We start from the raw sequence: 21,687 nt of genomic DNA on the forward strand, positions 1-21,687 counted from the left end.
ATCACGCTCCCCCAGGCACTGGAGATCCCCTGTGAGAGCGGGCTTGCTCGCGAATGCGCGGTAGCTGTCACCCCATCAGCTACAGGCACACCGCATTCGCGAGCAAGCCCGCTCGCACATTTGGATCTGGGTGCCTGTCGGGGCATGGAATTTGCTGATCAATCTCGCCCACTTCCCGGAGCCTTCCACCGTGCAGCCCCCTCCCGGTACCCAGCGCATCATCAAGATCCGCCGCGACTACAACACCTGGGTCGCCGACGAGACCATGGAAGACTATGCCCTGCGCTACACCCCCAAGTCCTTTCGCAAATGGTCGGAACTGCGCATTGCCAACACGGCCCTCGGCGCGGTGTCGTTCCTGGCGCTGGAAGCCATCGGCGGCGTGCTGGCCTTGAGTTACGGCTTCACCAACACCTTCTGGGCGATCCTCGCCATCAGCCTGATAATTTTCTTGAGCGGCCTGCCCATCAGCTACTACGCCGCGCGCTACGGTGTGGACATGGACCTGCTCACTCGCGGTGCCGGCTTCGGTTACATCGGCTCGACTATCACCTCGCTGATCTACGCCAGCTTCACCTTCCTGTTCTTTGCCCTGGAAGCAGCGATCATGGCCCTGGCCCTGGAGCTGTATTTCCATATCCCGCTGGCCCTGGCCTATGTGATCTGCTCACTGCTGGTGATCCCGTTGGTGGCTTACGGCGTGACCCTGATCAGCCGCCTGCAATTGTGGACGCAACCGATCTGGCTGCTGTTGCTGGTGTTGCCCTACGGCTTTGTGGCGTGGAAAAACCCCGACGCTTTCAGCGACTGGACCAGCTTCGTCGGGCGCAACGCCGACGGCGGCGATTTCAATCTGCTGGCGTTCTGCGCCGCCTGCACCGTTGCGCTGTCGCTGGTGACGCAGATCGGCGAACAGGTGGACTACCTGCGCTTCCTGCCGGAAAAAACTGCTGCCAACCGCAAGCGTTGGTGGGCCGCCCTGCTGTGTGCCGGCCCCGGCTGGATCGTCCCCGGCGCCTTGAAGATGTTCGGCGGGGCGTTCCTGGCATTTCTCGCGCTGCAACATGAAATCCCCATGGAGCGCGCCGCCGAACCGACCCAGATGTACCTGGTCGCGTTCCACTATGTGTTCAGCTCACCGGAATGGGCACTCGGCGCCATGGTGTTGTTCGTGTTCATTTCGCAGATGAAGATCAACCTGACCAATGCCTATGCAGGCTCGCTGGCCTGGTCCAACTTCTTTGCCCGGGTCACCCACAGTCACCCCGGCCGTGTGGTGTGGCTGGTGTTCAACGTGGCCATTGCGCTGATGTTGATGGAGTTGGGCGTGTTCGATGTGATCGATCAGGTACTGGGGCTCTATGCCAATATCGCGATTGCCTGGATCGGCACCCTGGTGGCCGACCTGGTGATCAACAAGCCTTTGGGCCTGTCGCCCAGGCACATCGAGTTCAAGCGCGCGCACCTCTACGACATCAACCCGGTAGGCGTCGGCTCGATGCTGATTGCCTCATTGCTGTCGATCCTCGCGCACTTTGGCCTGTTCGGCGCCCTGGCCCATGCCGCGCCGCCCTTCGTGGCACTGGGTACCGCGCTGGTGATGGCGCCGCTGTTGGCCTGGCTGACCCAGGGCAAGTACTACATCGCCCGTACCAGCGACGTGCAGTTGATTCACCCGGTTGCCTGCGCGACGCACGCGGTCTGCGGGCTGTGCAGCAACCCGTTCGAGACGGCGGACATGGCGTTCTGCCCGGCCTATGGCACGCCGATCTGTTCGCTGTGCTGTTCGCTGGATGCGCGTTGCGGAGATCGTTGCAAGCCCCACGCCCGTTTAGTCACCCAGTTCGAAAGCGTACTGCGCTGGTTGCTGCCCAATACGCTGATGCCACGCCTGCATACCCGGTTGGCACATTACCTCGGATTGCTGATGGCGCTGGTGTTGATGCTCGCCGGTGCCTTGGCCTTGATCTATGTGCAGGCAGCGCAAGGCTTGCCGCATTCGGAAACCTTGTACCAGGCGTTCTTCAAGGCTTTCCTGACGTTATCCGTGTTGGCCGCGGTGCTCGCTTGGTGGGTGGTGCTGACCCGCGAAAGCCGTGGCGTGGCCCAGGAGGAATCCGACCGCCAGACCCTGCTGCTGATGCAGGAAATCGACGCCCACAGCCTCACCGACCAGGCGCTGCAACAAGCCAAGGAGGCCTCCGAAGCGGCGAATGCCGCCAAGAGCCGCTACGTCACCGGCCTGTCCCATGAACTGCGCACGCCGCTCAATAGCATCCTCGGTTTCACCCAGATTCTGCAGCGTGACAGCGCCATGCCCGAACAGCACCAGGATGCGCTAGCAACCATTTTGCGCAGCGGCTCGCACTTGGTCTCGCTGATCGACGGCCTGCTCGACGTGGCCAAGATCGAGGCCGGCAAGTTGCGCCTGGAACCCACCGAGATCCCCTTCCCCGAGCTGCTCCACGACCTGGAACAGATGTTCACTCCGCAAGCCCGGGACAAGGGCCTGCGCTTTCGCCTGGACTGCGTGGGCAAGATCCCCGCCGTGGTGCGTGGCGATGAAAAACGCGTGCGCCAGATTCTGATCAACCTGCTGGGCAATGCGGTGAACTTCACCGACAGCGGCGAGGTGTGCCTGAGGGTCAGCTATAGGCGCGAGACCGCCAACTTTGAAATCATCGACACCGGTATCGGCATCGACCCCGGGCAGTTGGAGCGGATTTTCCAACCGTTCGAACGCGGCGACCTGATGCGCCAGGGCAATGGCGTGGGCCTGGGGCTGACCATCACCCGCATGCTCACGTCCTTGATGGGCGGCGAACTGCGGGTCACCAGTGAACTGGACAAGGGCACCTGCTTCCAGGTGCGGCTGTTCCTGTCGCAGGTGCGTGCACCGCAAGCGGTGGTACATGTCGAGCACGACATCATTGGCTATCAAGGCACGCGACGGCGCATTCTGGTGGTGGATGACCATGTGGATCATCGCAAGGTGCTCAGCGGCATGCTCACGCCGCTGGGTTTCGAGGTGATCCAGGCCAGCAACGGCCAGGACGCAATCCGCCAGGTGGCGCTGCTGGCGCCCGACCTGATCCTGATGGACCTCTCGATGCCGACCCTGGATGGCTATGAAACCAGCCGCCTGATCCGCCGCAATGCGTTGTCCACCGCGCCGATCATCGTGATCTCGGCCAACGCGTTCACCGACGACCGCGAACGCAGCATTGCCGCCGCCTGCAACGATTACCTGGCCAAGCCCGTGCGCACGCCGGAGCTGCTCGGCTGCTTGCAACAGCACCTGGGCCTGCAATGGCTGCGGCGCACCCAAAGTCGGATACCACCGCCACCGCCCAGCGTATTGCCCAGCCCTGCAGACCTGGCTGAACTCGCCGAGCTCAGCGCCATCGGCTATGTGCGGGGCCTGCATGCCAAACTCGACACCCTCCTTGAACAGCGCCCGGACACCGAACCTTTTATCAGCAAGGTCCGCGGGCTGCTCAAGGGCTTCCGCCTGGATGAACTCAACCGAACCCTCAAGGAGGCCGCAGATGAATGCATTGACCAGTAATGAACCCGGCGTCGTGCTGATCGTGGACGACACCCCGGATAACCTGGCCATGCTCTCCGACGCCCTCGACGACGCGGGCTATATGGTACTGGTTGCCCTCGACGGCCTCAGCGCGTTGAACCGCGTGCAACGCCGGCGCCCGGACCTGATCCTGCTGGACGCGATGATGCCCGGCCTGGACGGCTTCGAGACCTGCCGTCGGCTCAAGGCGCAGCCTGCCAGCGCAGACATTCCGGTGGTGTTCATGACCGGGCTGACCGATAGCAAGCATGTCGTGCAGGGGTTTGAGGTAGGTGGCAGCGACTACGTGACCAAGCCGATCCAGACCGATGAAGTGCTGGCACGGGTGGCGGCACATTTGCGCACGTCGCGTATTTTGCTGTCGGCAAGGGAGGCACGGCAGCCGAGTGTACTGACGCTTGAAGATGCGCCGGCACAAAGGCTGCTGTCAGCCAGATTCCAGCTGACCGAGCGCGAGGTGGAGGTGTTGCGCTGGGTGGCGTGTGGGAAGACCAACCGGGATATCGGGGATATTCTGGGGTTGAGTCCGAGGACGGTGAACAAACATCTGGAGCATGTCTATGTGAAGCTCGGCGTGGAGACCCGCACGGCAGCCACGTCGGTAGCCCTGGCCGCGATCTAGACCTGTGCGGGGCGATAGGGGGTACCGCAAAAATGAGTTATCCCCCAAACGTCTGTGAAGGCCGGCGCAAGGTCGGATCAAACGGGTTGATCCGCGGCCCGATCGCCGCCGCTTCGCGCTTCAACAACTCCACCACCATCGGTAAGCGGCTCGGCCCCAGCCGGTCGCTGATGGTTGCCACACTCAACGCCGCCACCGCATGCCCCTCGCGATTGAGGATGGGCACCGCCAGCCCGGCCATGCCCTCCAGCACCCCGGTATTGCGCGCCGCATAGCCAAGCTGGCGCACGTTCTGCACCTCCGAGCGCAACAGCACTTCGTCATACAGATGGAAGTCCTTGAGGCGGGGCAAGTTGTAGCGGATCACCGTTTCGCGCTCTTCCTCCGGCAGGAACGCCAGGATCGCCAGGCTGCCCTGCCCCACACCCAGCGCCACGCGCCCGCCGATATCGCCGGTGAAGGTGCGGATCGGGTATGGACCTTCGCTGCGGTCAAGGCAAATCGCATCAAAACCGCTGCGGGCCAGCAAAAACAGTGAGTCGCCCAGGGACGCGCTCAGGCGCAGCAGGCTTGGCCGCGCCAGGTCACGCAGGTTGCCGGTCTTGCCCGCATTCGCTGCCAGCGCGAAAAACTCCAGGCTCAGGCGGTAGCGCTTGCTGCGCGCATCCTGCTCGACCATGCCCTCGTCCACCAGGCTGCGCAGCAGGCGGTGGGTAGTGGGCTGGGACAGGCCCACCTGCTGCGCCAGTTGGGTCACGCGTTCGCCGCCTTCCGGTACTGTACCCAGCGTGCGCAATAACGCAAACAGCCGAGACACACTGCCCGCGCCGACTTCCTTGCTCTCGATATTCCGCTCAGTGGAATCATTTTCCATCGAAAAGCCTCAACTATTCTGACCATTGAATAAAACTGAAAATAATACTTCATTCAGTGAAATTCCATCTTCCACCCTTCCGGCTCTTCGTCCTAATCTGCGTTCACAGGGGCGAAATGAACAACAATCGGCAGCCGACTTGAGATCGAGCGCCAACGCACCCGCGACACTTCTTTCGCATCTGCCCAAAACAAAAAAGCGCGTCTCGACGCGACTCAAAAAGGTGGAACGCACTATGGCATTTCTCCAACTCAACGCCTTGAGCAAACGCTATGGCGCCGTCGACGCAGTGGTCGCTACCGACCTTGCGGTGGAAAAAGGCGAATTCGTGTCCCTGCTCGGCCCCTCGGGTTGCGGCAAGACCACCACCTTGCAAATGATCGCAGGCTTCGTGGACGTCAGTGGCGGGCAAATCCTGCTCGACGGTCGCGACATCACTCACGCCAAGCCCGCCAGTCGCGGCCTGGGCGTGGTGTTCCAGAGTTATGCGCTGTTCCCGCACATGAGCGTGCGCGACAACGTCGCGTTCGGCCTGAAGATGCGCAAAGTGCCGGCCAGCCAAATCGCCACCCAGGTCAAAAACGTGCTGGAGCTGGTACGCCTGGCGCAACATGCCGAGCGCTACCCGCGCGAGCTGTCCGGCGGCCAGCGCCAACGGGTGGCCCTGGCGCGTGCGCTGGTGATCGAACCACCGGTGTTGCTGCTGGACGAACCGCTGTCCAACCTCGACGCCAGCCTGCGCGAAGAAATGCAATTTGAAATTCGCCGCATCCAGTGCGCCGTGGGCATCACTACCTTGATGGTTACCCACGACCAGGCCGAAGCGCTGTCGATCAGCGACCGCGTGGTGGTGATGCAGGCCGGGCGTGTGACCCAGATCGACGCGCCGTACACACTCTATGAGCACCCGCGCACCCGGTTTATCTCGGACTTCGTCGGCAAAGCCAACCTGTTGCCCGGCGACTACGACGCACTCGGCAACCCGCAAGTGCGCCAGGCAGGCGGCAGCGGTGAACTGACCCTGAGCCTGCGCCCGGAGAAAATCCAACTGGTAGACGCCGGCCTCGGCCGCCTGCAAGGCAGCGTGCGCGACCGCTACTTCTTCGGCAGTCAATGGTTGTACCGCGTCCAGACCCCGCTCGGCGAAATCACCGTGGCCTGCAGCAACGACGGCAGCGTGCCACTGGGCTGCGGCACGGCGGTGGGCCTGCAGTGGCAAGCCGAGTTGTTGCGCGTCTTGGCGGCGGATGAGGTGCGCCCATGAGTCGGGGCTACTTATTGTCGTTGCCGGCCCTGGCCCTGTTTACCGGGCTGTTGCTGCTGCCGCTGGGCTTGACCTTGGTGCTGTCGTTCAACGTGTTCGACTATCAGGTCGGCGTGAAGGCCGATGAGTGGACCTTGGCCCATTACCTGTCTTTGCTGCGCGATGCGTATTTCTACGAAATCTTCTGGCGCACCTTCTGGATCAGCGCCTTGGTGACCTTGCTGTGCGTGGTCATCGGCGTGCCCGAGGCCTACATCCTCAGCCGCATGGGCACCCCGTGGCGCTCGATTTTCCTGATCCTGATCCTCACCCCGCTGTTGATCTCGGTGGTGGTGCGCGCCTTCGTCTGGAGCTTGCTGCTGGGCGCCGACGGCTTGGTCAATCAAGTGATCCAGGCCCTCGGTGGGCGCCCGGTGAAGCTGTTGTACACGCCATTTGCCGTGATCATCGCGCTGGTGCACGTGATGCTGCCGTTCATGATCATTCCGGTGTGGACCTCGCTGCAAAAACTCGACCCGTCGGCTGAACAGGCGGCGCTTTCGCTGGGCGCAAGCCAGGCCACGGTGATGCGCAAGATCGTCTTGCCGCAGGTGATGCCCGGCGTGTTGTCCGGCACCTTGATCGTATTCGGCCTGGCCGCCAGCTCATTCGCCATTCCCGGCCTGCTGGGCGGGCGGCGCCTGAAAATGGTCGCCACCGTGGTGTACGACCAGTACCTCTCGGAACTCAACTGGCCCATGGGCGCGACCATCGCAGTGGTGCTGCTGCTGGTCAACCTGCTGATCATGCTGAGCTGGAACCGCATGGTCGAAAGCCGCTACAAAAAGTCCCTGGGGGTTTAAGCGCATGTCCAGAAACGGTCCTTTGGCCCTGGGTTTTCACGGCCTGGTGGTGCTGTTCATGATGGCTCCGCTGGTGGTGGTGTGCCTGGTGGCCTTCACCCCGGAAAACACCTTGAGCCTGCCCACATCGGGGTTTTCCCTGCGTTGGTTTCGTGCGGTGTTCGAGCGCGCGGACTTTATCCAGGCGTTCTATAACAGCCTGGTCCTGGCCTTCACGGCGGCAAGCCTGGCCACACTGATTGCGGTGCCCGCCGCCTTGGCCATCAGCCGCTATCAGTTCCCCGGACGCAATTTTTGCAGTGCCTTGTTCCTGTCGCCGATCATCATCCCGCACCTGGTGCTGGGGGTGGCGATGCTGCGTCTGTTTGCGCTGATGGGCGTCAACGGCAGCTTCACCTGGCTGATGCTGGCGCACGTGGTGATCATCACGCCGTATGTGCTGCGCCTAGTACTGGCGGCAGCCATCGGCATTGACCGCAGTGCCGAGCAAGCGGCCGAATCCCTCGGTGCCGGGCGCTTTACGCTGTTTCGCCAGATCACCCTGCCGATGATCCTGCCCGGCGTAGCCGGCGGCTGGCTGCTGGCATTCATCAACAGTTTCGATGAAGTGACGCTGTCGATCTTCGTCAGCTCACCGGCCACGCAAACGCTGCCGGTGCGCATGTACGTCTACGCCACCGAATCCATCGACCCCATGATGGCGGCGGTGTCGGCACTGGTGATCGGGTTGACGGCGGCCACCATGATTGTGCTGGACCGGGTCTACGGCCTGGACCGCGTCCTGGTGGGGAAACACTGATGGCGCTGTTCAAGCGATTGGCCGAAACCACGCGCCCTGCCCTGGCCTTTACCCTGGACGGGCAACCGGCCACGGGCCTGCTGGGCGACACCCTGCTCACGGCCATCCTGACCTGCGCCGACCACCTGCGGGGTAGCGATTTCAGCGCCGAGCGCCGCGCCGGGTTCTGCCTGATGGGCGCCTGCCAGGATTGCTGGGTGCGGTTGGAGGACGGGCGGCGCGTGCGGGCCTGCTCGACGCTCCTGGAAGAGGGCCAGGCCATCAGCCGCGACCCAGGGCGCCAAGCATGAAGCCGGTGGTGATTGTGGGCGCAGGCCCGGCGGGGATCAGTGCGGCGCGTACCCTGCTCGAGCATGGCATCAAGCCGTGCCTGATCGATGAAAGCCTGCGCGGCGGCGGGCAGATTTATCGACGGCAACCGGCGAACTTCCAGCGTTCGGCCAAGCAGCTTTACGGTTTTGAAGCGGGCAAGGCTGAGGCGGTACACCGCACGATGGATGAATTGGCGCCGTTGCTCGACTACCGGCCCGAAACCCTGGTGTGGAATGCCGAAGGCGGTCGCCTGGACCTGCTCCATCACGGCCGTGCCGAAAGCCTTGCGTACTCGCGCATCATCGTTGCCACCGGCGCCACCGATCGTATCCTGCCGGTGCCGGGCTGGACCCTGCCTGGGGTGTACAGCCTTGGCGCTGCGCAAATCGCCTTGAAGTTTCAAGGCTGTGCCATCGGTGAGCGCGTGGCGTTTTGCGGCAGCGGGCCGTTGCTGTATCTGGTGGCGTATCAATACGCCAAGGCCGGGGCCAACGTGGTGGCGGTGCTCGACAGCGCGCCCTTCAGCGCTCAATGCCGGGCATTGCCGGCGTTGCTCGGGCAACCGCTGACGTTGGCCAAGGGCTTGTACTACCGCGCCTGGCTCACGGCACATGGAGTTCCCGTACATCAGGGGGTGACGCTCAAGCAGATTGACGGTGAACAACGGGTCAGCGCCATCCGCTGGGCTGAACAGAGCCTGGCCTGTGATGCGGTGGCCTTCGCCCATGCGCTGCGCAGCGAAACCCAGCTGGCGGACCTGCTCGGCTGCGAATTTGCCTGGAACGCCCTGAATCGTGCCTGGTTGCCGCAACGCGACAGCGCCGGGCGCAGCAGTGCCGACGCGGTGTACCTGGCTGGCGACGGCGCCGGCATCATGGGCGCGGAGGCTGCCCACATGGCCGGTGAGCGGGCAGCCTTGGCGCTGCTGGATGATTTGGCTATCACCATTGATCAGCGCCGCGCCGCCTGGCTGGAGCAGCAGTTGGTGGGCATCCAGCGCTTTCGCCAGGGCCTGGAAACCGCCTTCCCCTTCCCGCAGCAGTGGGCAGCCGAGGCGCCCGATGCGTTGATCCTGTGCCGTTGCGAGGAAGTCAGCGTGGGCGATGTGCGCGCGGTGGTCGACGAAGGCCACTGGGAGATCAACCGGGTCAAGGCCCATTGCCGCGTCGGCATGGGCCGCTGCCAGGGCCGCATGTGCGGTTTGGCGGCGGCGGAAATCATTGCCGAACACAGTGGCCGACGCATTGAGCAGGTCGGGCGGCTGCGCGGCCAGGCACCGATCAAGCCACTGCCATTTGGCGTGCAGGTGCAACCATGATCGACGTCATTGTGCTGGGGGGTGGCATTGTTGGCGCATCGGCGGCCCTGATGCTCGCGCAGCGCGGCCAGCGCGTGGCGCTGCTGGAACGGGACTTTTGCGGCTCCCATTCCAGCGGTGTCAACTATGGCGGCGTGCGGCGTCAGGGTCGGCCATTGCATCAACTGCCGCTGTCGCAACGCGCCCATCAGCTCTGGGCGGACTTGCCGGGGTTGATCGGTATCGATGGCGAGTACGTGCGCTCCGGGCATCTGAAGTTGGCGCGCAGTCACGCGGATTTCGCCGCGTTGCAGGCTTACGCAGACCAGACGCGAGGATTCGGCCTGGGCTTGCAACTGCTCGATCACGCGCAGCTGCGCGCCATGTTCCCTTGGGTGGGCGACATCGCGGTCGGTGCTTCGCTGTGCCCCGAGGACGGCCATGCCAACCCGCGCCTAGTGTCGCCGGCCTTCGCCCGTGCCGCGCAACGCCTGGGCGCAACGATCTTTGAGCAGGCCGAAGTGATTGGCATTGAGCACGACGGAGCGTGTTTCCAGGTGCGCTGTGCCAACGGCCTGCACTTACACGCACCCTGGCTGCTGAACTGTGCCGGCGCGTGGGCCGGCACGGTCGCCGCACAGTTTGGCGAGCCGGTGCCCATCACTTCGGCGCACCCGGCGATGCTGGTGACCGAACCGCTGCCGGTGGTGATGACGGTGAGTACCGGCGTTGAAGGCGGTGGGATTTACGCGCGCCAAGTCGCCCGCGGCAATTGCATCCTGGGCGGCGGCCGCGGCTTCGCCCTGGGCCCGCTGACGGCGCGCCCAGGGCAAGCGGCCGTGCTGGAGATCTTGCGTAACGCTACTGAGCTGTATCCGTTTCTCCAGGGCGCGCAGGCGATTCGCACCTGGAGCGGCACCGAAGGCTACCTCCCCGATCATGAACCGGTGATCGGTCCCAGCAGCACCCAACCCGGCCTGCTCCACGGTTTCGGCTTTGCCGGCGCCGGGTTCCAGCTCGGCCCGGCGGTCGGTGAAGCCCTGGCGGACCTGGTCTGCACAGGCGCCAGCCGCCAACCCATTGCAGCGTTTTCCATTCGTCGTTTCCAAGCCTGAGAGGAAAAACATCCATGAGCCTACGTATTGCACTGTCCTGCTTGTCCCTCGCCACACTTGCTTGCACCGCCCAGGCGGCGCCCACGCTGTACCTGGGCATGAACGGCGGCACCATGGAGCGGGTGTACGCCGACAAGGTGCTGCCCGCCTTCGAAAAAGCCAATAACGTCAAGGTGGTGATCGTGCCCGGCACGTCGTCGGACATCCTCGCCAAGGTCCAGGCCAACAAAGACAACCCGCAGATGCACGTGATGTTCCTTGATGACGGCATCATGTACCGCGCCATCTCCATGGGCCTGTGCGACAAGCTCACGCCCAATCCGACCCTGGAGCAGATCCCCGCCAAGGCGAAGATCAAGGATCAAGCCGTGGCCGTCACGCTCGGCGTGACCGGCCTTGGCTACAACGCCAAGATGTTCAAGGAAAAAGGCTGGGCGGCGCCCACCTCGTGGATGGACCTGGCCGACCCGCGCTTCAAGGACAAAGTGGTGTTCCAGTCGCTGGCCTCCTCCACTTTCGGCCTGCACGGCTTCTTGATGTTCAACCGCATCCAGGGCGGCAACGAGAGCAATGTGGAGCCCGGCTTCAAGGCCTGGCCAAGCACCATCGGCCCGAATGTGCTGGAGTACATCGCCAGCTCCGCAAAAATATCCGAAATGGTGCAAACCGACGAAGCCGCCATCTTCCCGCTCACACCGACCCAGGTCACCACTCAGAAACTGCTCGGCATCCCGATGGAATATGCCCAGCCCAAGGAAGGTGCGGTGGTGCTGAACGTGGCCGAGTGCGTGATTGCGCGCAATGACCAGCCGGAACTGGCGCAGAAACTCGCGGCGTTTTTGCTGACCGCCGAAGCCCAGGCGCCGGCACTGGAAGAAGGCGACCAGATTCCGTCGAACCCGACCACCCCGACCACCGACAAGACCCGTGGCCGGGTGGAGGCCATGCAGGGTTACTTGCAGAGCGCAATTTCGATTGATTGGGACCAGGTCAACCAGGCGCGGCCGGAGTGGAACGCGCGCTGGAGCCGGTCGATCGAGCGTTGATCAGACAGGCGCTATCGGCAGCGCACGCTTGTGCGCTGTCTGGCGGTACGCCTTCTCGACGATTGCCCGCACCCGTTCAGTCACCGGTTCGCCCATCAGGTAGGCATCGATCTCGGCGTAAGAACAGCCATAGGCGTGCTCATCGAGCTTGCCCGGGGCCAGCTCTTCCAGGTCGGCGGTGGGGTGTTTGTGCACCAGGTTGCCCGGTGCGCCGAGGGCGCTGGCCAGCAGCCGGACCTGGGTCTTGGTCAGGCCCGACAGCGGTGCGAGGTCACAGGCGCCGTCACCGAACTTGGTGAAGAAGCCCATCAACGCTTCCGCGCCATGGTCGGTGCCCACCACCAAACCGTTGTGCAGGTTGGCCACCGCGTATTGGGCGACCATGCGTGCCCGGGCCTTGACGTTGCCCTTGATGAAATCGACATGGCTAGCGCTGGCCTCCGCGGCGCGCAGGCTGGCCATCAAGCCATCGACCGTGGCGGCAATGTTGAGCGTTTCGATCTGGTCCGGGGCGATGAAGTCCAGGGACGCCTGGGCGTCGCCTTCGTCGGCCTGGGTCTTGTAGGGCAGGCGCATGGCGATAAAGCTTGCGGCATACGCTTCGGCGCGCAGCTGCTCGACGGCCAGTTGGCAGAGGCGCCCGGCGGTCAGTGAGTCGACGCCGCCGCTGATGCCCAGCACCAACGCCGTGCAACCCGACTGGCGCAACGTGGACTTGATGAAGTCGATACGCCGCTGAATCTCGCGGGGCTCGCCGCCCTGGACCAGCGAGCGGTCGATGTTCAGTTCCTGAGCGATACGTTGCTGGGTTTGCATGTCACACCTCCACGCTGCCGACGTTGAATACCTGTGCTGCATACTGCAAGAACGAGGCGTCTTCGCAGACGTTCTTGATCGGGTCATCCGAGAACTTCACCACCGGCTCGCCGTGCACCCGCACCAGCTTCATCACGATGCTCAGCGGTTGCACACCGTCCACATCGCAGGCCAGGCTGGTGCCCATGCCAAACCCGAACCTGGCCTTGCCGCGCACGTGCCGCAGGATCGGCAGGCATTTCTCGAAGTTCAAGCCATCGGAGAACATCAGGTCCTTGGTCATCGGGTCGATGCCCAACTGTTTGTAGCGGGCCAGCACCTTGTCGGCCCAGGCGATGGGATCGCCGGAGTCCTGGCGCAGGCCGTCGTAGAGCTTGGCGAAATACAGATCGAAATCCTTGAGGAAGAAATCGGTGCTGATCGTATCGGTCAGGGCGATCCCCAGGCGGCCACGGTACTCACCCACCCAGTGCTCCAGCGCGGCGTTCTGGCTCTCGCGCAGGCGCCCCAGTTGCTGGTGCACCATCAGCCATTGGTGAGCCATGGTGCCGATCAACGGCAGGTCGAATTCGTAGGCCAGGTGCGCGTTGCTGGTGCCGACGAACTGGCCGGGAAAGTCGCGGCGCATGATGTCCACCACTTCGCGCTGGGCCTTGAACGACAGGCGCCGACGGGTGGAGAAGTCAGACACGCGCAAGTCGGCCAGCTCCTCGCGGCTGAGGTTTTTCTCCAGCCAGTCGAACTTCTGGTAGAGCTTGCGGGTGACGTCTTCCAAGGTGACGTCGGGGTATTTGTCACGGTTGCGCAGTTCGCTGACCAGCGCCAAGACCGGTTGTTCGAACATGATGCAGTGCAGCATCGGGCCGATAACCCGGATATTCAGTTGGCCGTCGACTTCGCTGACGTGGATATAGCGCAGGTTGAAACGGAACAGGCCGAGAAAGCGTTCGTAATCCGGCGTGAGGTATTCGCGAAAACGCGGGTTGAACAGAAAGCGCAATTCGCCTTCACGGGCCTGCAAGCCGGCCATGTTCTCAAGTTCAGCACGCAGTTGCGGGATCAAGTGGCCGAGCTTCTCCTTGGAGCGCACGATGAAGTTGTATTCCACATCGACGTTGGGGTACTGATGCAATACGGCCTGCATCATGGTGAAGGTGTAGTAGTCGGTGTCGAGCAAGCCCTGGATCACCGGGGTTTCGTAGTTGTAGGCACTTTCCATGGTGAGTCTCCTTAACGCGTGGCGTGTACTGCCAGTTCTTCGCGGGTGCTGCTGATGACGGCACCGGCCTTGAGCAATTCATTGACGGCCTGCACGCTGCCCTCCTCACTGATCCCCCGGCAGGCCGGCAGGTGCAGGACGACCTCCAGGCCGGCCTTGAGCAATTGCAGCGCGGTGGTCTTGACGCAGTAGTCCAGGGCCAGGCCGCCGACGATCACCCGCACGACGCCCTGGGCCTTCAAATACTCGATCACACCGGTGGAAAGCTTGTCGTGCAGGTCGTGATAGCAGGCACCGTAAGGGTGCAGATCGGGTTCGACGCCCTTCCAGACGAAGTAGTCGTAGTCATACGGAGTGGGCAATTCATCAAGCAGCGTAAAACCCTCGGTACCCGGCACGCAGTGGCTGACCCAGGAGAGGTCGGCGTGAGGCAGGCCGGTGGGTTGCAACATCGCGCTGGCCTCGGTCACCACCCACGGTGCGTGCGGGGTGTGGGCGTCCTTGCTGCCCACGCGGTGGCCGACAAGACTGGCCATGTAGTTGAGCTCGGCGCCGATCTGGTCGCCACCCGCCACCGGCAACTCGTTGGGGCACAGTGGCGTGAAGCTCTTCTGGGCATCGACATCAAATGAAGCGAGGGCGGTTTTCGCGAGGGTCATGGTGGTTCTCCTGTGGCCTGGAAATAAAAGTACACGTCATGTACTTTCATTGCAAGAAACATTTGTTTATCTATGCTGGAACCAGTACATGACATATCTGTTCGATTGGTTAGACTGTGCGCCACTGCCGTTGCGAAGGATTTCACATGCCACTTAGCCCTTACCTGCACACCGTCGACCTCTGCGCGCTGTTCTACTGCCGCGCCTCCGGCGAATTGAAACTGCTGCTCAATAAGCGCGACGCTGAACCCTTCGCCGGGCATTGGGCGCTGCCCGGCGTGGTGGTCAACGGCGACGTGCAAGACTTGAGCCTCAAGGATGCGGTGGAGCGTTTGCGGGTGAGCGCCAAAGTCGGCCTGGACCTGGCCTGGTGCGAGCAGGTCGGCACCGTGGGCGACGCGTTTCGCGACCCGCGTTGCTGGTCGTCGTCCACCTTCTACCTGGCGATCGTTGCGCAAGAGGTGACGCTGGCTGAACACCAGGGCTGGTTTTCACTGAATGCGCTGGCAAATGGCAGCATCAAGCTACCGTTTGACCATAACCTGATCGTCGCGGCAGTCCAGGAGCGGCTGTTTTCCAAGTCGCTGTACAGCAGCTTGCCGTTGCTGTTCCTGGGGAATGAATTCAGTGCGCCGGAAGCGACCACGATTTTTTCGCTGGTGCTGGCGCGGCCGGTGTTGAAAACCAGTATTCGTCAGCGTCTATTGAAGCTGACCGAGGCGGGATATCTGCGTGAGACCGGGCGCAAGAAGCACGGCGAAGGCGGCAGGCCCCAGGCGACCGTGCAGAACCTGAAGCCTGGAGCGGTGTATTTCTTTGATCGCAGCTTTGCTGAATAGACGCGGTCAGCTCATCCAGTTGCCACCGTCGACGTTGTAGGTTTGCGCAACCACATAGTCGGCGTCTTGCGAGGCCAGGAAGATCGCCATCCCGGTCAGGTCCTGCGCCGTGCCCATGCGCCCGAACGGCACTTCGGCGCCCACCCGCCTCTTCTTCTCGCCGGGTGCCAGCCCCTCATGCCGGGCGAACAACGCATCTACCCCGTCCCAGTGCTCACCGTCTACCACCCCCGGGGCGATGGCGTTGACGTTGATACCGTGCTTGATCAGGTTCAAGCCCGCCGACTGCGTGAGGCTGATTACCGCCGCCTTGGTCGCACAATAGATCGCCACCAACGGCTCGCCACGCCGCCCTGCCTGACTGGCCATGTTGATGATCTTGCCGCCATGGCCCTGGTTGATCATCTGCCGTGCGGCGGCTTGCAGCGTGAACAGCGTGCCGGCGACGTTGATCGAGAACAGCCGTTCATAGCTGTCGCGGGTGATCTCGACAATCGGCGCCAGGTCGAACAGCGCCGCGTTGTTGATCAGGATGTCGAGCTTGCCGGCATGGGCCACGACCGCGGCAATCGCCGCATCGATAGAGGCCTGGTCGGTGACGTCCATCGCCACCGCGTAAGCCTGTTGGCCCAATTCGAGCGCCGTGGCCTGGGCGCGTTGCAGGTTGATGTCGGCGATCGCGACGCTAGCCCCTTCGGCAATATAGGCCTGGGCAAAGGCGCGGCCGATACCGCGTGCCGATCCGGTTATCAGCGCGCTTTTACCTTGCAGTCGTTTCATGAGCGTGGTCCCTCGGGGGTCATAGGGGTGTTGTTGGAGCGTTATTGGGTAGCTGTTGGGTAGCTATTTGGGATAGCCGGCGCGCTTCATCTCGCGCTCGGTGGTCGACTGGGCCTCCAGCAATGCCTGGTCAACCGACATGCCGCCGGTGAGCGCCGCCGAGAACAGCTTGCCAACCGAGGTGCCGATGGCCTGGAACTCGGGAATCGTCACGTACTGGATCCCCACGTAAGGTACCGGTTGGGCCGAGGGGTGCGCAGGGTCAGCATGTTTCATCATCTCCAGGGTCACCTGGGCAAACGGCGCCGCTTTCAGGTAAGCCTGGTTGTAGGTGGACTGGCGGGTGCCTGGCGGCACGTTGGCGATGCCTTCCTGATCAGCCACCAACTGGATGTAGTCCTTGGATGTCGCCCACGTGATAAATGCCTTGGCCGCGTCCTTGTGCCTGGACGTAGCCGGGATAGCCAGGGACCAGGCATACAACCAGGATGAGCCTTTGTCGGTGACTTCGGTGGGGGCCGCCGCAAAACCCACGCTGTCGGCTACTTTGCTCTGGCTTTTGTCGGTGGTGAAGGAGCCGGCGACGCTGGCGTCGACCCAGATCGCGCATTTGCCGCTGTTGAACAGTGCCAGGGTTTCGTTGAAACCATTGCTGGAAACCCCAGGCGGCCCATAGTGCTTCAGGGTGTTGACGTAGTAGTTGGCTGCCGCCGTCCATTCGGGGCTGGTCAACTCAGGCTGCCACCGTTCATCGAACCAGCGTGCACCAAAGGCGTTGGCCATGGTGCTCAACAATGCGATGTTTTCGCCCCAACCCGCCTTGCCACGCAGGCACAGGCCGTATTGGTCCTGGTCTTTTGCCGTGAGCTTGGCGGCGAATTCGCCGAGCTGGGTCCAGGTCGGGTGCGCGGGCATCGTCAGCCCGGCCTGCTTGAACAGGTCGGTACGATAGTAGGTGAGCGTACTTTCGCCATAGAACGGCAAGGCATACAGGGTGTTGTTGACCGACAGGCCCTGACGCACGGCGGGGAAGATATCGTCGGCGTCGTAATCCGCCGGGAGTGGGCTCAGCGGTTCCAGCCAGTGTTTGGCGCCCCACAGTGGCGTTTCATAAGTGCCGATGGTCAGCACGTCGAACTGCCCGCCCTGGGTGGCGATATCCGTGGTGAGGCGCTGGCGCAACACGTTTTCCTCCAGCACCACCCAGTTGAGCTGGATGCCCGGATGCTGCTGCTCGAAGACCTTGGACAGACGCTGCATGCGGATCATGTCGCTGTTGTTGACCGTGGCGATGGTCACGGTGTCGGCGGCGTGGCTGGGCAAGGCCAACGCCAGGCCGGCCAGCACGAACAACGCTTGCGGGAGCTTGGACATAGCGGTTTCCACCTGTTGTTTTTGTTGTTGAGGGCCGATTACAGCAGCTTGACCAAACCCTCACAAACGCGTGGCGAATGCTCGACTGATACTTTTTTAACCTCATCGTCAAAATCAAAAAAGTATCGGCTCAGGGCGAAACCCTGGGTAGCGCAGAGGCTGCCGGTGCGCGTATTTTGAGACGTTCCCTTACTTGAAAAGAGGCATGAGCATGCCCGTCAGCCGCGCCGAACTGTTCGAGCATCGCCCCGCCGAACTTGAAGTGATCCTGCCCGAACCGGACCGCTGCTTTCGCTGGTTCGAACATGACTACCCTTACGACCTGGCGCGCTGGAACCACCATCCCGAGTTCGAAATCCACCTGATCCGCCAAGGCAGCGGCAAACTGGTCGCCGGGGATTACATCGGTGCGTTCAACGCCGGGCATGTTGCGCTGATCGGCCCGGACCTGCCTCACGACTGGATCGGCGACCTCGCCCCCGGCGAATACCTGAAGGGGCGCGACGTGGTGCTGCAATTCGACGGCGCCGCCCTCCTCGCCCTGCGCAAAAACCTGCCGGAGCTGGGCGATTTGCTCCCCTTGTTCGAACGGGCGCGGCGCGGCCTGGCATTCAGCGGCAGCACGGCCACGCAGGCGGCACAGTTGATCGAGGCCATCGGTCATGCCCAGGGCCTGCAACGGCTGATCCTGTTCCTGCAACTGCTCGACACCCTGAAAACCGCACCACAGCAGCAGGTTCAGACACTGGCCAGCCCCCGCTACGCCCCCACGCTGGATGCGCGCAGTGCCGAACGCATCAACCAGGCCTTCGACTACCTGATCCGGGAACTCACCGGCGACGTGCGCCTGTCGGTGATCGCCCGGCAACTGGAGATGAGCGAAGCGGGTTTCTCGAGGTTCTTCAAGCGCAACACCGGCCATGGTTTTATCGAGCTGATGCGCAAGTTCCGCGTGCAGCGCGCCTGCCGGTTGTTACTGCAAAGCGAGATGTCGGTGGCGGCTATCTGCTTTGAAGTGGGCTACGCCAACTTGTCCAACTTCAACCGGCACTTTCGGATCGAGATGAATCTGACGCCGAGTGAATATCGCCGTGAAACGGCGATGCGATGGTTCAACCGCACTGGCCTGTAGCGTCGGTTACCGGGCCAACGCGCTTTGTGCCAAGTAGACGACCTCAAGATTGATTTCTGCGCGCTGGCGTTCTCCGTCCTCAAGAAACCAGGCTGCCGATAATCCGGCATGCGCCACTACCCATTGCAGCAGGCGTGGGCGGGCGAGGCCGGCCATTTGTGCAATCACGTCAACCTGGCGGATGAAACGTACCGGGTCGTTACAGGTAGGCAAATCCGGGTTACAGATCAGATTGGCGTAGTCGTAACCGCGCTCGCCCATCACCCGCTTTGGGTCGATCGCCAGCCAACCCCGCGCACCGAAGTCGAGAATATTGTCGTGATGGACATCACCATGCAGCACCACGATGTCCTGTTGCGCCGCCAGCAACGCACGCGCCGTCGCTGCGCAGTCGAGCAACCTGCCGCCCTCATCCTCAGCCGCATTCCACAAAGACTGAAACCAGACGTCCAGGGTCAGTAACCCTTGCGGTGGCGATGGACGCGGCGCGTGCAGTCTGGCAACCGTCGCGCAGGCAATCCGACTGGCTTCGTCATCCTGACCCGTGAGCGCCATACGCATCAAGGAACCCGAGCCGGTGGCACGTTCCATCAACAACGCATCGTCATCATGGGCGTACACCTGCGCGGCGCCGTCGCCTGCCCACCAGCTCATCAACCGCCCACCGAGCTTTTCTTCCGAGGTATGGGCAATTTTCAACATCGCCGGGCAGCCTTGCCAGCGCACGGGCAGCAAGTGGCTGCCGGGCGTCACGATAGGCTCGCCGTCGGCACTCAGGTTCCAGGATTGCAAATAGCGTTCGAACATCAAGGAACTCCTTGGGTTAGCCCGTAAAAATGACACCCAGTCATTTTTGATCAAAAGGCCAGTTAATTCAGATTTTTTTCATAGTGCTCAACCCTTTGAGCAAAGTTGGTACGCCGCGTGCAAACGTTTGCGAAATGAACTTGGCAGCCAAGTTCACCTTACCCGAGCAATCGGGTTCAAACCGCGTACGAATAGGGATTTTCAATGCACTCCACTTCAAGGCGTCATGCTTGCTTTGGTGTTTCCTTGCTACTGGCCGCCGTTACGGGAGTACTCAGCGCACCCATTTTGGCGCAGCCAACACCGGTCGATGACTCAGCACAGGGCGAAACGCTCAGTCCTGAAACCAAGAACCCTGATGCCGGCCCCGCAAAAAAAGGCGTGTACCTGTCGGACTGGTTCAACCAGGACCTGACGCTGATCGGCAGCAAAGACATCAGCTTCGGCCCCAAGCCGCAAGATGACGTCTACCTGGAATACGAGTACTTCGGCCGCAAGGGCCCGTTCGAGCTGTATGGCTATATCGACGTGCCGAAGATTCTCGGCATCGGTAACAGTAATGACAAAGGCGCGTGGGACCATGGCTCGCCCGTGTTCATGGAGCACGAGCCGCGGATCTCCATCGACTACCTGGCAGGTCGCAGCCTGGCCGTCGGCCCGTTCAAGGAATGGTACGTCGCGTTTGACTGGATCTATGACCACGGCAGCAATAAGTCCAACCGTGCCAACACCCTGTACAGCGGCCTGGGCACCGACATCGACACCCATTCGCGGGTCAACCTGTCGGCCAACTTTTATGGGCGCTACCAGTGGGAGAACTATGGCGCCAGCAATGAATATTCGTGGGACGGCTACCGTGCGCAAATGAAGTACATCGTGCCGATCAGTACGTTCGATAACGGTGCGTCGCTGACCTATATCGGCTTTACCAACTACGATTTCGGCTCAAGCCTGCACAAGGACAACCCGGCGCGCACCGCCAACGCGTTGGTGGCCACCAACGTGCTGCTGTACTCGTTTACTCATCTGCGCTTCACCCTGGTGGGTCGTTATTTCCACAACGGCGGCAACTGGGAGGATGGCAGCGAGCTGAACTTCGGCGAGGGCAACTTCCGCGCCCGCTCCGAAGGCTGGGGCTATTACGCCGGTGTGGGTTACCAATTCTGATCAAGGAGCTTTAGATGAACGTACTGACCCGTCTCTCGCTGGCCATCGGCCTGGCGTTTTTGCCGCATGTGGTACTGGCCGATGCGCCTGCGCCGATCAAGCCGAAGGTGATGCTGATCACCATGTTCGCCCCTGAGGCGCAAACCTGGATAGACCGTCTGGAACTCAAGCAGGAAGTCCGCGTGCCGGGGCTTTCCGCCGAATACCCAGTGATACGCTGCAACACTCAGGCTGTTTGCCTGCTGGTCACCGGCATGGGCCAGACCAACGCCGCCGCTTCCACCCTCGCCCTGGCCTTGTCGCCCAAGTTCGACCTGCGCCAGAGCTACTTCCTGATCGCCGGGATTGCCGGTATCAACCCCAAGCACGGCACTATCGGTACAGCCGCCTGGGCCCATTACCTGGTGGAATTCGGCACCCAGTGGGAGCTGGATTCGCGCGATGCACCCAAGGATTGGCCGACGGGTTACATCGGCATCAATACCAAGGGGCCGAACGAGAAACCACCGCTGGACTACAAGACCGAAGTGTTTGAGCTCAACCCCAAGCTGCAGGCCAAGGCGTTTGCCTTGTCGCAGAAAGTCGAGTTGAGCGAAAGCAAGGAATCCAGCGCCTGGCGTAAACACTACCCGTCCGCCCCGGCCAACCAACCGCCACAGGTCACACGTTGCGACACCCTGGCCGGTAACACCTGGTTCTCCGGCACGCGCCTGAGCGAGCGCGCCGAGGTCTGGACTCGCCTGCTCACGGACAATAAAGGCGAATACTGCACCACCCAGCAGGAAGACAACTCCACCTATGAAGCCCTGCTGCGCGCCAGTCGCGAAGGCCTGGTGGATATCCAGCGGCTGGCCGTGGTGCGTGCGGGCTCCGATTTCGACCGGCCTTATCCCGGCTACAGCGAGGTGGACAACCTGTTGAAGTACGCAGACCAAGGTGGGTTCGTGCCGGCACTGGAAAACCTGTACCGCACGGGTAACCCGCTGGTACAGGCGATTCTGAAGAATTGGTCGGCGTGGGAAAAAGGCGTTCCAGACGCCTGATAAAGATCAAATGCAGGGAGGCGGCTTGCCCTAATGCCTGTCAGTTAAGAGATAGAGCGGACGATGGATAACCTGTGGGAGGGGGCTTGCT

At 62.3% G+C, this 21,687-nt stretch carries 20 protein-coding genes; 13 read left to right on the forward strand and 7 right to left on the reverse strand.

What is annotated here, in order from left to right; genetic code table 11:
- Window positions 1-190 precede the first annotated feature (190 nt).
- Window positions 191-3,568, forward strand: coding sequence for an ATP-binding protein (locus ACQRBV_RS23955; RefSeq protein WP_411984603.1), 3,378 nt, complete (start codon window positions 191-193; stop codon window positions 3,566-3,568).
- Window positions 3,549-4,211: a response regulator gene (locus ACQRBV_RS23960; RefSeq protein WP_060755340.1), complete on the forward strand. Its 663-nt coding sequence runs from the start codon at window positions 3,549-3,551 to the stop codon at window positions 4,209-4,211. Before ACQRBV_RS23955 ends, ACQRBV_RS23960 begins: the two co-directional genes overlap by 20 nt.
- A gap of 37 nt (window positions 4,212-4,248) precedes the next feature.
- Here the strand turns inward: ACQRBV_RS23960 and ACQRBV_RS23965 are convergent, their stop codons facing one another.
- Window positions 4,249-5,085 carry an IclR family transcriptional regulator gene (locus tag ACQRBV_RS23965; RefSeq protein WP_411984604.1) on the reverse strand — a complete coding sequence of 279 codons (837 nt, stop codon included), beginning with the start codon at window positions 5,083-5,085 and terminating at the stop codon, window positions 4,249-4,251.
- A gap of 235 nt (window positions 5,086-5,320) precedes the next feature.
- Between ACQRBV_RS23965 and ACQRBV_RS23970 the strand changes: the two genes are divergently transcribed.
- Genes ACQRBV_RS23970 through ACQRBV_RS24000 form a run of 7 tightly spaced genes read left to right on the forward strand, consistent with a single transcriptional unit; the run spans window position 5,321 to window position 11,760 of the window.
- Window positions 5,321-6,349, forward strand: coding sequence for an ABC transporter ATP-binding protein (locus ACQRBV_RS23970; protein ID WP_411984605.1), 1,029 nt, complete (start codon window positions 5,321-5,323; stop codon window positions 6,347-6,349).
- Entirely contained in the window at window positions 6,346-7,191 is an 846-nt protein-coding gene (locus tag ACQRBV_RS23975) for an ABC transporter permease (protein WP_411984606.1), read from the forward strand. Before ACQRBV_RS23970 ends, ACQRBV_RS23975 begins: the two co-directional genes overlap by 4 nt.
- 4 nt (window positions 7,192-7,195) lie before the next feature.
- Window positions 7,196-7,990, forward strand: coding sequence for an ABC transporter permease (locus ACQRBV_RS23980; RefSeq protein ID WP_161549422.1), 795 nt, complete (start codon window positions 7,196-7,198; stop codon window positions 7,988-7,990).
- The gene (locus ACQRBV_RS23985; RefSeq protein WP_060755345.1) at window positions 7,990-8,280 is read left to right on the forward strand and encodes a (2Fe-2S)-binding protein; all 291 of its coding nucleotides are present in this window, start codon (window positions 7,990-7,992) and stop codon (window positions 8,278-8,280) included. The genes ACQRBV_RS23980 and ACQRBV_RS23985 overlap by 1 nt, the downstream gene beginning before the upstream one ends.
- Window positions 8,277-9,620, forward strand: coding sequence for an NAD(P)/FAD-dependent oxidoreductase (locus tag ACQRBV_RS23990; protein ID WP_411984607.1), 1,344 nt, complete (start codon window positions 8,277-8,279; stop codon window positions 9,618-9,620). The genes ACQRBV_RS23985 and ACQRBV_RS23990 overlap by 4 nt, the downstream gene beginning before the upstream one ends.
- Window positions 9,617-10,714 (forward strand): NAD(P)/FAD-dependent oxidoreductase, encoded by a 1,098-nt coding sequence (locus ACQRBV_RS23995; RefSeq protein WP_411984608.1) that lies wholly within the window; start codon window positions 9,617-9,619, stop codon window positions 10,712-10,714. Before ACQRBV_RS23990 ends, ACQRBV_RS23995 begins: the two co-directional genes overlap by 4 nt.
- A 14-nt stretch (window positions 10,715-10,728) precedes the next feature.
- Window positions 10,729-11,760 (forward strand): ABC transporter substrate-binding protein, encoded by a 1,032-nt coding sequence (locus ACQRBV_RS24000; RefSeq protein ID WP_198763079.1) that lies wholly within the window; start codon window positions 10,729-10,731, stop codon window positions 11,758-11,760.
- Here ACQRBV_RS24000 and nadE read toward each other — a convergent pair whose 3' ends face one another.
- Genes nadE through ACQRBV_RS24015 form a run of 3 tightly spaced genes read right to left on the reverse strand, consistent with a single transcriptional unit; the run spans window position 11,761 to window position 14,454 of the window.
- A complete protein-coding gene (nadE, locus tag ACQRBV_RS24005; RefSeq protein WP_244383777.1) occupies window positions 11,761-12,576 on the reverse strand; it encodes an ammonia-dependent NAD(+) synthetase in 816 nt (271 codons plus the stop codon). It abuts the gene before it with no gap.
- A gap of 1 nt (window position 12,577) precedes the next feature.
- Entirely contained in the window at window positions 12,578-13,795 is a 1,218-nt protein-coding gene (pncB, locus tag ACQRBV_RS24010; protein ID WP_060755350.1) for a nicotinate phosphoribosyltransferase, read from the reverse strand.
- Window positions 13,796-13,806: 11 nt separating this feature from the next.
- Window positions 13,807-14,454, reverse strand: a complete 648-nt coding sequence (locus ACQRBV_RS24015; protein ID WP_411984609.1) for a nicotinamidase — start codon at window positions 14,452-14,454, stop codon at window positions 13,807-13,809.
- A gap of 146 nt (window positions 14,455-14,600) precedes the next feature.
- Between ACQRBV_RS24015 and ACQRBV_RS24020 the strand changes: the two genes are divergently transcribed.
- Window positions 14,601-15,293, forward strand: a complete 693-nt coding sequence (locus ACQRBV_RS24020; RefSeq protein ID WP_411984610.1) for an NUDIX hydrolase — start codon at window positions 14,601-14,603, stop codon at window positions 15,291-15,293.
- Between the two features lie 6 nt (window positions 15,294-15,299).
- Here ACQRBV_RS24020 and ACQRBV_RS24025 read toward each other — a convergent pair whose 3' ends face one another.
- On the reverse strand, window positions 15,300-16,073 hold the full coding sequence (locus ACQRBV_RS24025; RefSeq protein ID WP_411984611.1) for an L-iditol 2-dehydrogenase: 774 nt from the start codon (window positions 16,071-16,073) through the stop codon (window positions 15,300-15,302).
- 63 nt (window positions 16,074-16,136) lie between these two features.
- Entirely contained in the window at window positions 16,137-17,447 is a 1,311-nt protein-coding gene (locus tag ACQRBV_RS24030) for an ABC transporter substrate-binding protein (RefSeq protein WP_090371730.1), read from the reverse strand.
- A gap of 211 nt (window positions 17,448-17,658) precedes the next feature.
- Between ACQRBV_RS24030 and ACQRBV_RS24035 the strand changes: the two genes are divergently transcribed.
- On the forward strand, window positions 17,659-18,579 hold the full coding sequence (locus ACQRBV_RS24035; protein WP_411984612.1) for a helix-turn-helix domain-containing protein: 921 nt from the start codon (window positions 17,659-17,661) through the stop codon (window positions 18,577-18,579).
- 6 nt (window positions 18,580-18,585) lie between these two features.
- Here the strand turns inward: ACQRBV_RS24035 and ACQRBV_RS24040 are convergent, their stop codons facing one another.
- On the reverse strand, window positions 18,586-19,386 hold the full coding sequence (locus ACQRBV_RS24040) for an aminoglycoside phosphotransferase family protein (RefSeq protein WP_411984613.1): 801 nt from the start codon (window positions 19,384-19,386) through the stop codon (window positions 18,586-18,588).
- A 204-nt stretch (window positions 19,387-19,590) separates the two neighbouring features.
- Here ACQRBV_RS24040 and ACQRBV_RS24045 point away from each other — a divergent pair, with 204 nt between their 5' ends.
- The gene (locus tag ACQRBV_RS24045) at window positions 19,591-20,553 is read left to right on the forward strand and encodes a nucleoside-specific channel-forming protein Tsx (protein WP_411984614.1); all 963 of its coding nucleotides are present in this window, start codon (window positions 19,591-19,593) and stop codon (window positions 20,551-20,553) included.
- Between the two features lie 14 nt (window positions 20,554-20,567).
- Window positions 20,568-21,596, forward strand: a complete 1,029-nt coding sequence (locus ACQRBV_RS24050; RefSeq protein ID WP_060755357.1) for a purine-nucleoside phosphorylase — start codon at window positions 20,568-20,570, stop codon at window positions 21,594-21,596.
- The last annotated feature ends 91 nt before the right edge of the window (window positions 21,597-21,687 follow it).

The sequence above is a fragment of the Pseudomonas sp. R11F genome, assembly GCF_050312575.1.
GTDB lineage: Bacteria > Pseudomonadota > Gammaproteobacteria > Pseudomonadales > Pseudomonadaceae > Aquipseudomonas > Aquipseudomonas palleroniana.

What these genes read in the sequence shown, in the direction of transcription:
- ACQRBV_RS23960 (WP_060755340.1), top strand. Translation starts at nt 3,549, where the DNA reads ATGAATGCATTGACCAGTAATGAACCCGGCGTCGTGCTGATCGTGGAC.
- ACQRBV_RS23965 (WP_411984604.1), bottom strand. Translation starts at nt 5,085, where the DNA reads ATGGAAAATGATTCCACTGAGCGGAATATCGAGAGCAAGGAAGTCGGC.
- ACQRBV_RS23970 (WP_411984605.1), top strand. Translation starts at nt 5,321, where the DNA reads ATGGCATTTCTCCAACTCAACGCCTTGAGCAAACGCTATGGCGCCGTC.
- ACQRBV_RS23975 (WP_411984606.1), top strand. Translation starts at nt 6,346, where the DNA reads ATGAGTCGGGGCTACTTATTGTCGTTGCCGGCCCTGGCCCTGTTTACC.
- ACQRBV_RS23980 (WP_161549422.1), top strand. Translation starts at nt 7,196, where the DNA reads ATGTCCAGAAACGGTCCTTTGGCCCTGGGTTTTCACGGCCTGGTGGTG.
- ACQRBV_RS23985 (WP_060755345.1), top strand. Translation starts at nt 7,990, where the DNA reads ATGGCGCTGTTCAAGCGATTGGCCGAAACCACGCGCCCTGCCCTGGCC.
- ACQRBV_RS23990 (WP_411984607.1), top strand. Translation starts at nt 8,277, where the DNA reads ATGAAGCCGGTGGTGATTGTGGGCGCAGGCCCGGCGGGGATCAGTGCG.
- ACQRBV_RS23995 (WP_411984608.1), top strand. Translation starts at nt 9,617, where the DNA reads ATGATCGACGTCATTGTGCTGGGGGGTGGCATTGTTGGCGCATCGGCG.
- ACQRBV_RS24000 (WP_198763079.1), top strand. Translation starts at nt 10,729, where the DNA reads ATGAGCCTACGTATTGCACTGTCCTGCTTGTCCCTCGCCACACTTGCT.
- nadE (WP_244383777.1), bottom strand. Translation starts at nt 12,576, where the DNA reads ATGCAAACCCAGCAACGTATCGCTCAGGAACTGAACATCGACCGCTCG.
- pncB (WP_060755350.1), bottom strand. Translation starts at nt 13,795, where the DNA reads ATGGAAAGTGCCTACAACTACGAAACCCCGGTGATCCAGGGCTTGCTC.
- ACQRBV_RS24015 (WP_411984609.1), bottom strand. Translation starts at nt 14,454, where the DNA reads ATGACCCTCGCGAAAACCGCCCTCGCTTCATTTGATGTCGATGCCCAG.
- ACQRBV_RS24020 (WP_411984610.1), top strand. Translation starts at nt 14,601, where the DNA reads ATGCCACTTAGCCCTTACCTGCACACCGTCGACCTCTGCGCGCTGTTC.
- ACQRBV_RS24025 (WP_411984611.1), bottom strand. Translation starts at nt 16,073, where the DNA reads ATGAAACGACTGCAAGGTAAAAGCGCGCTGATAACCGGATCGGCACGC.
- ACQRBV_RS24030 (WP_090371730.1), bottom strand. Translation starts at nt 17,447, where the DNA reads ATGTCCAAGCTCCCGCAAGCGTTGTTCGTGCTGGCCGGCCTGGCGTTG.
- ACQRBV_RS24035 (WP_411984612.1), top strand. Translation starts at nt 17,659, where the DNA reads ATGCCCGTCAGCCGCGCCGAACTGTTCGAGCATCGCCCCGCCGAACTT.
- ACQRBV_RS24040 (WP_411984613.1), bottom strand. Translation starts at nt 19,386, where the DNA reads ATGTTCGAACGCTATTTGCAATCCTGGAACCTGAGTGCCGACGGCGAG.
- ACQRBV_RS24045 (WP_411984614.1), top strand. Translation starts at nt 19,591, where the DNA reads ATGCACTCCACTTCAAGGCGTCATGCTTGCTTTGGTGTTTCCTTGCTA.
- ACQRBV_RS24050 (WP_060755357.1), top strand. Translation starts at nt 20,568, where the DNA reads ATGAACGTACTGACCCGTCTCTCGCTGGCCATCGGCCTGGCGTTTTTG.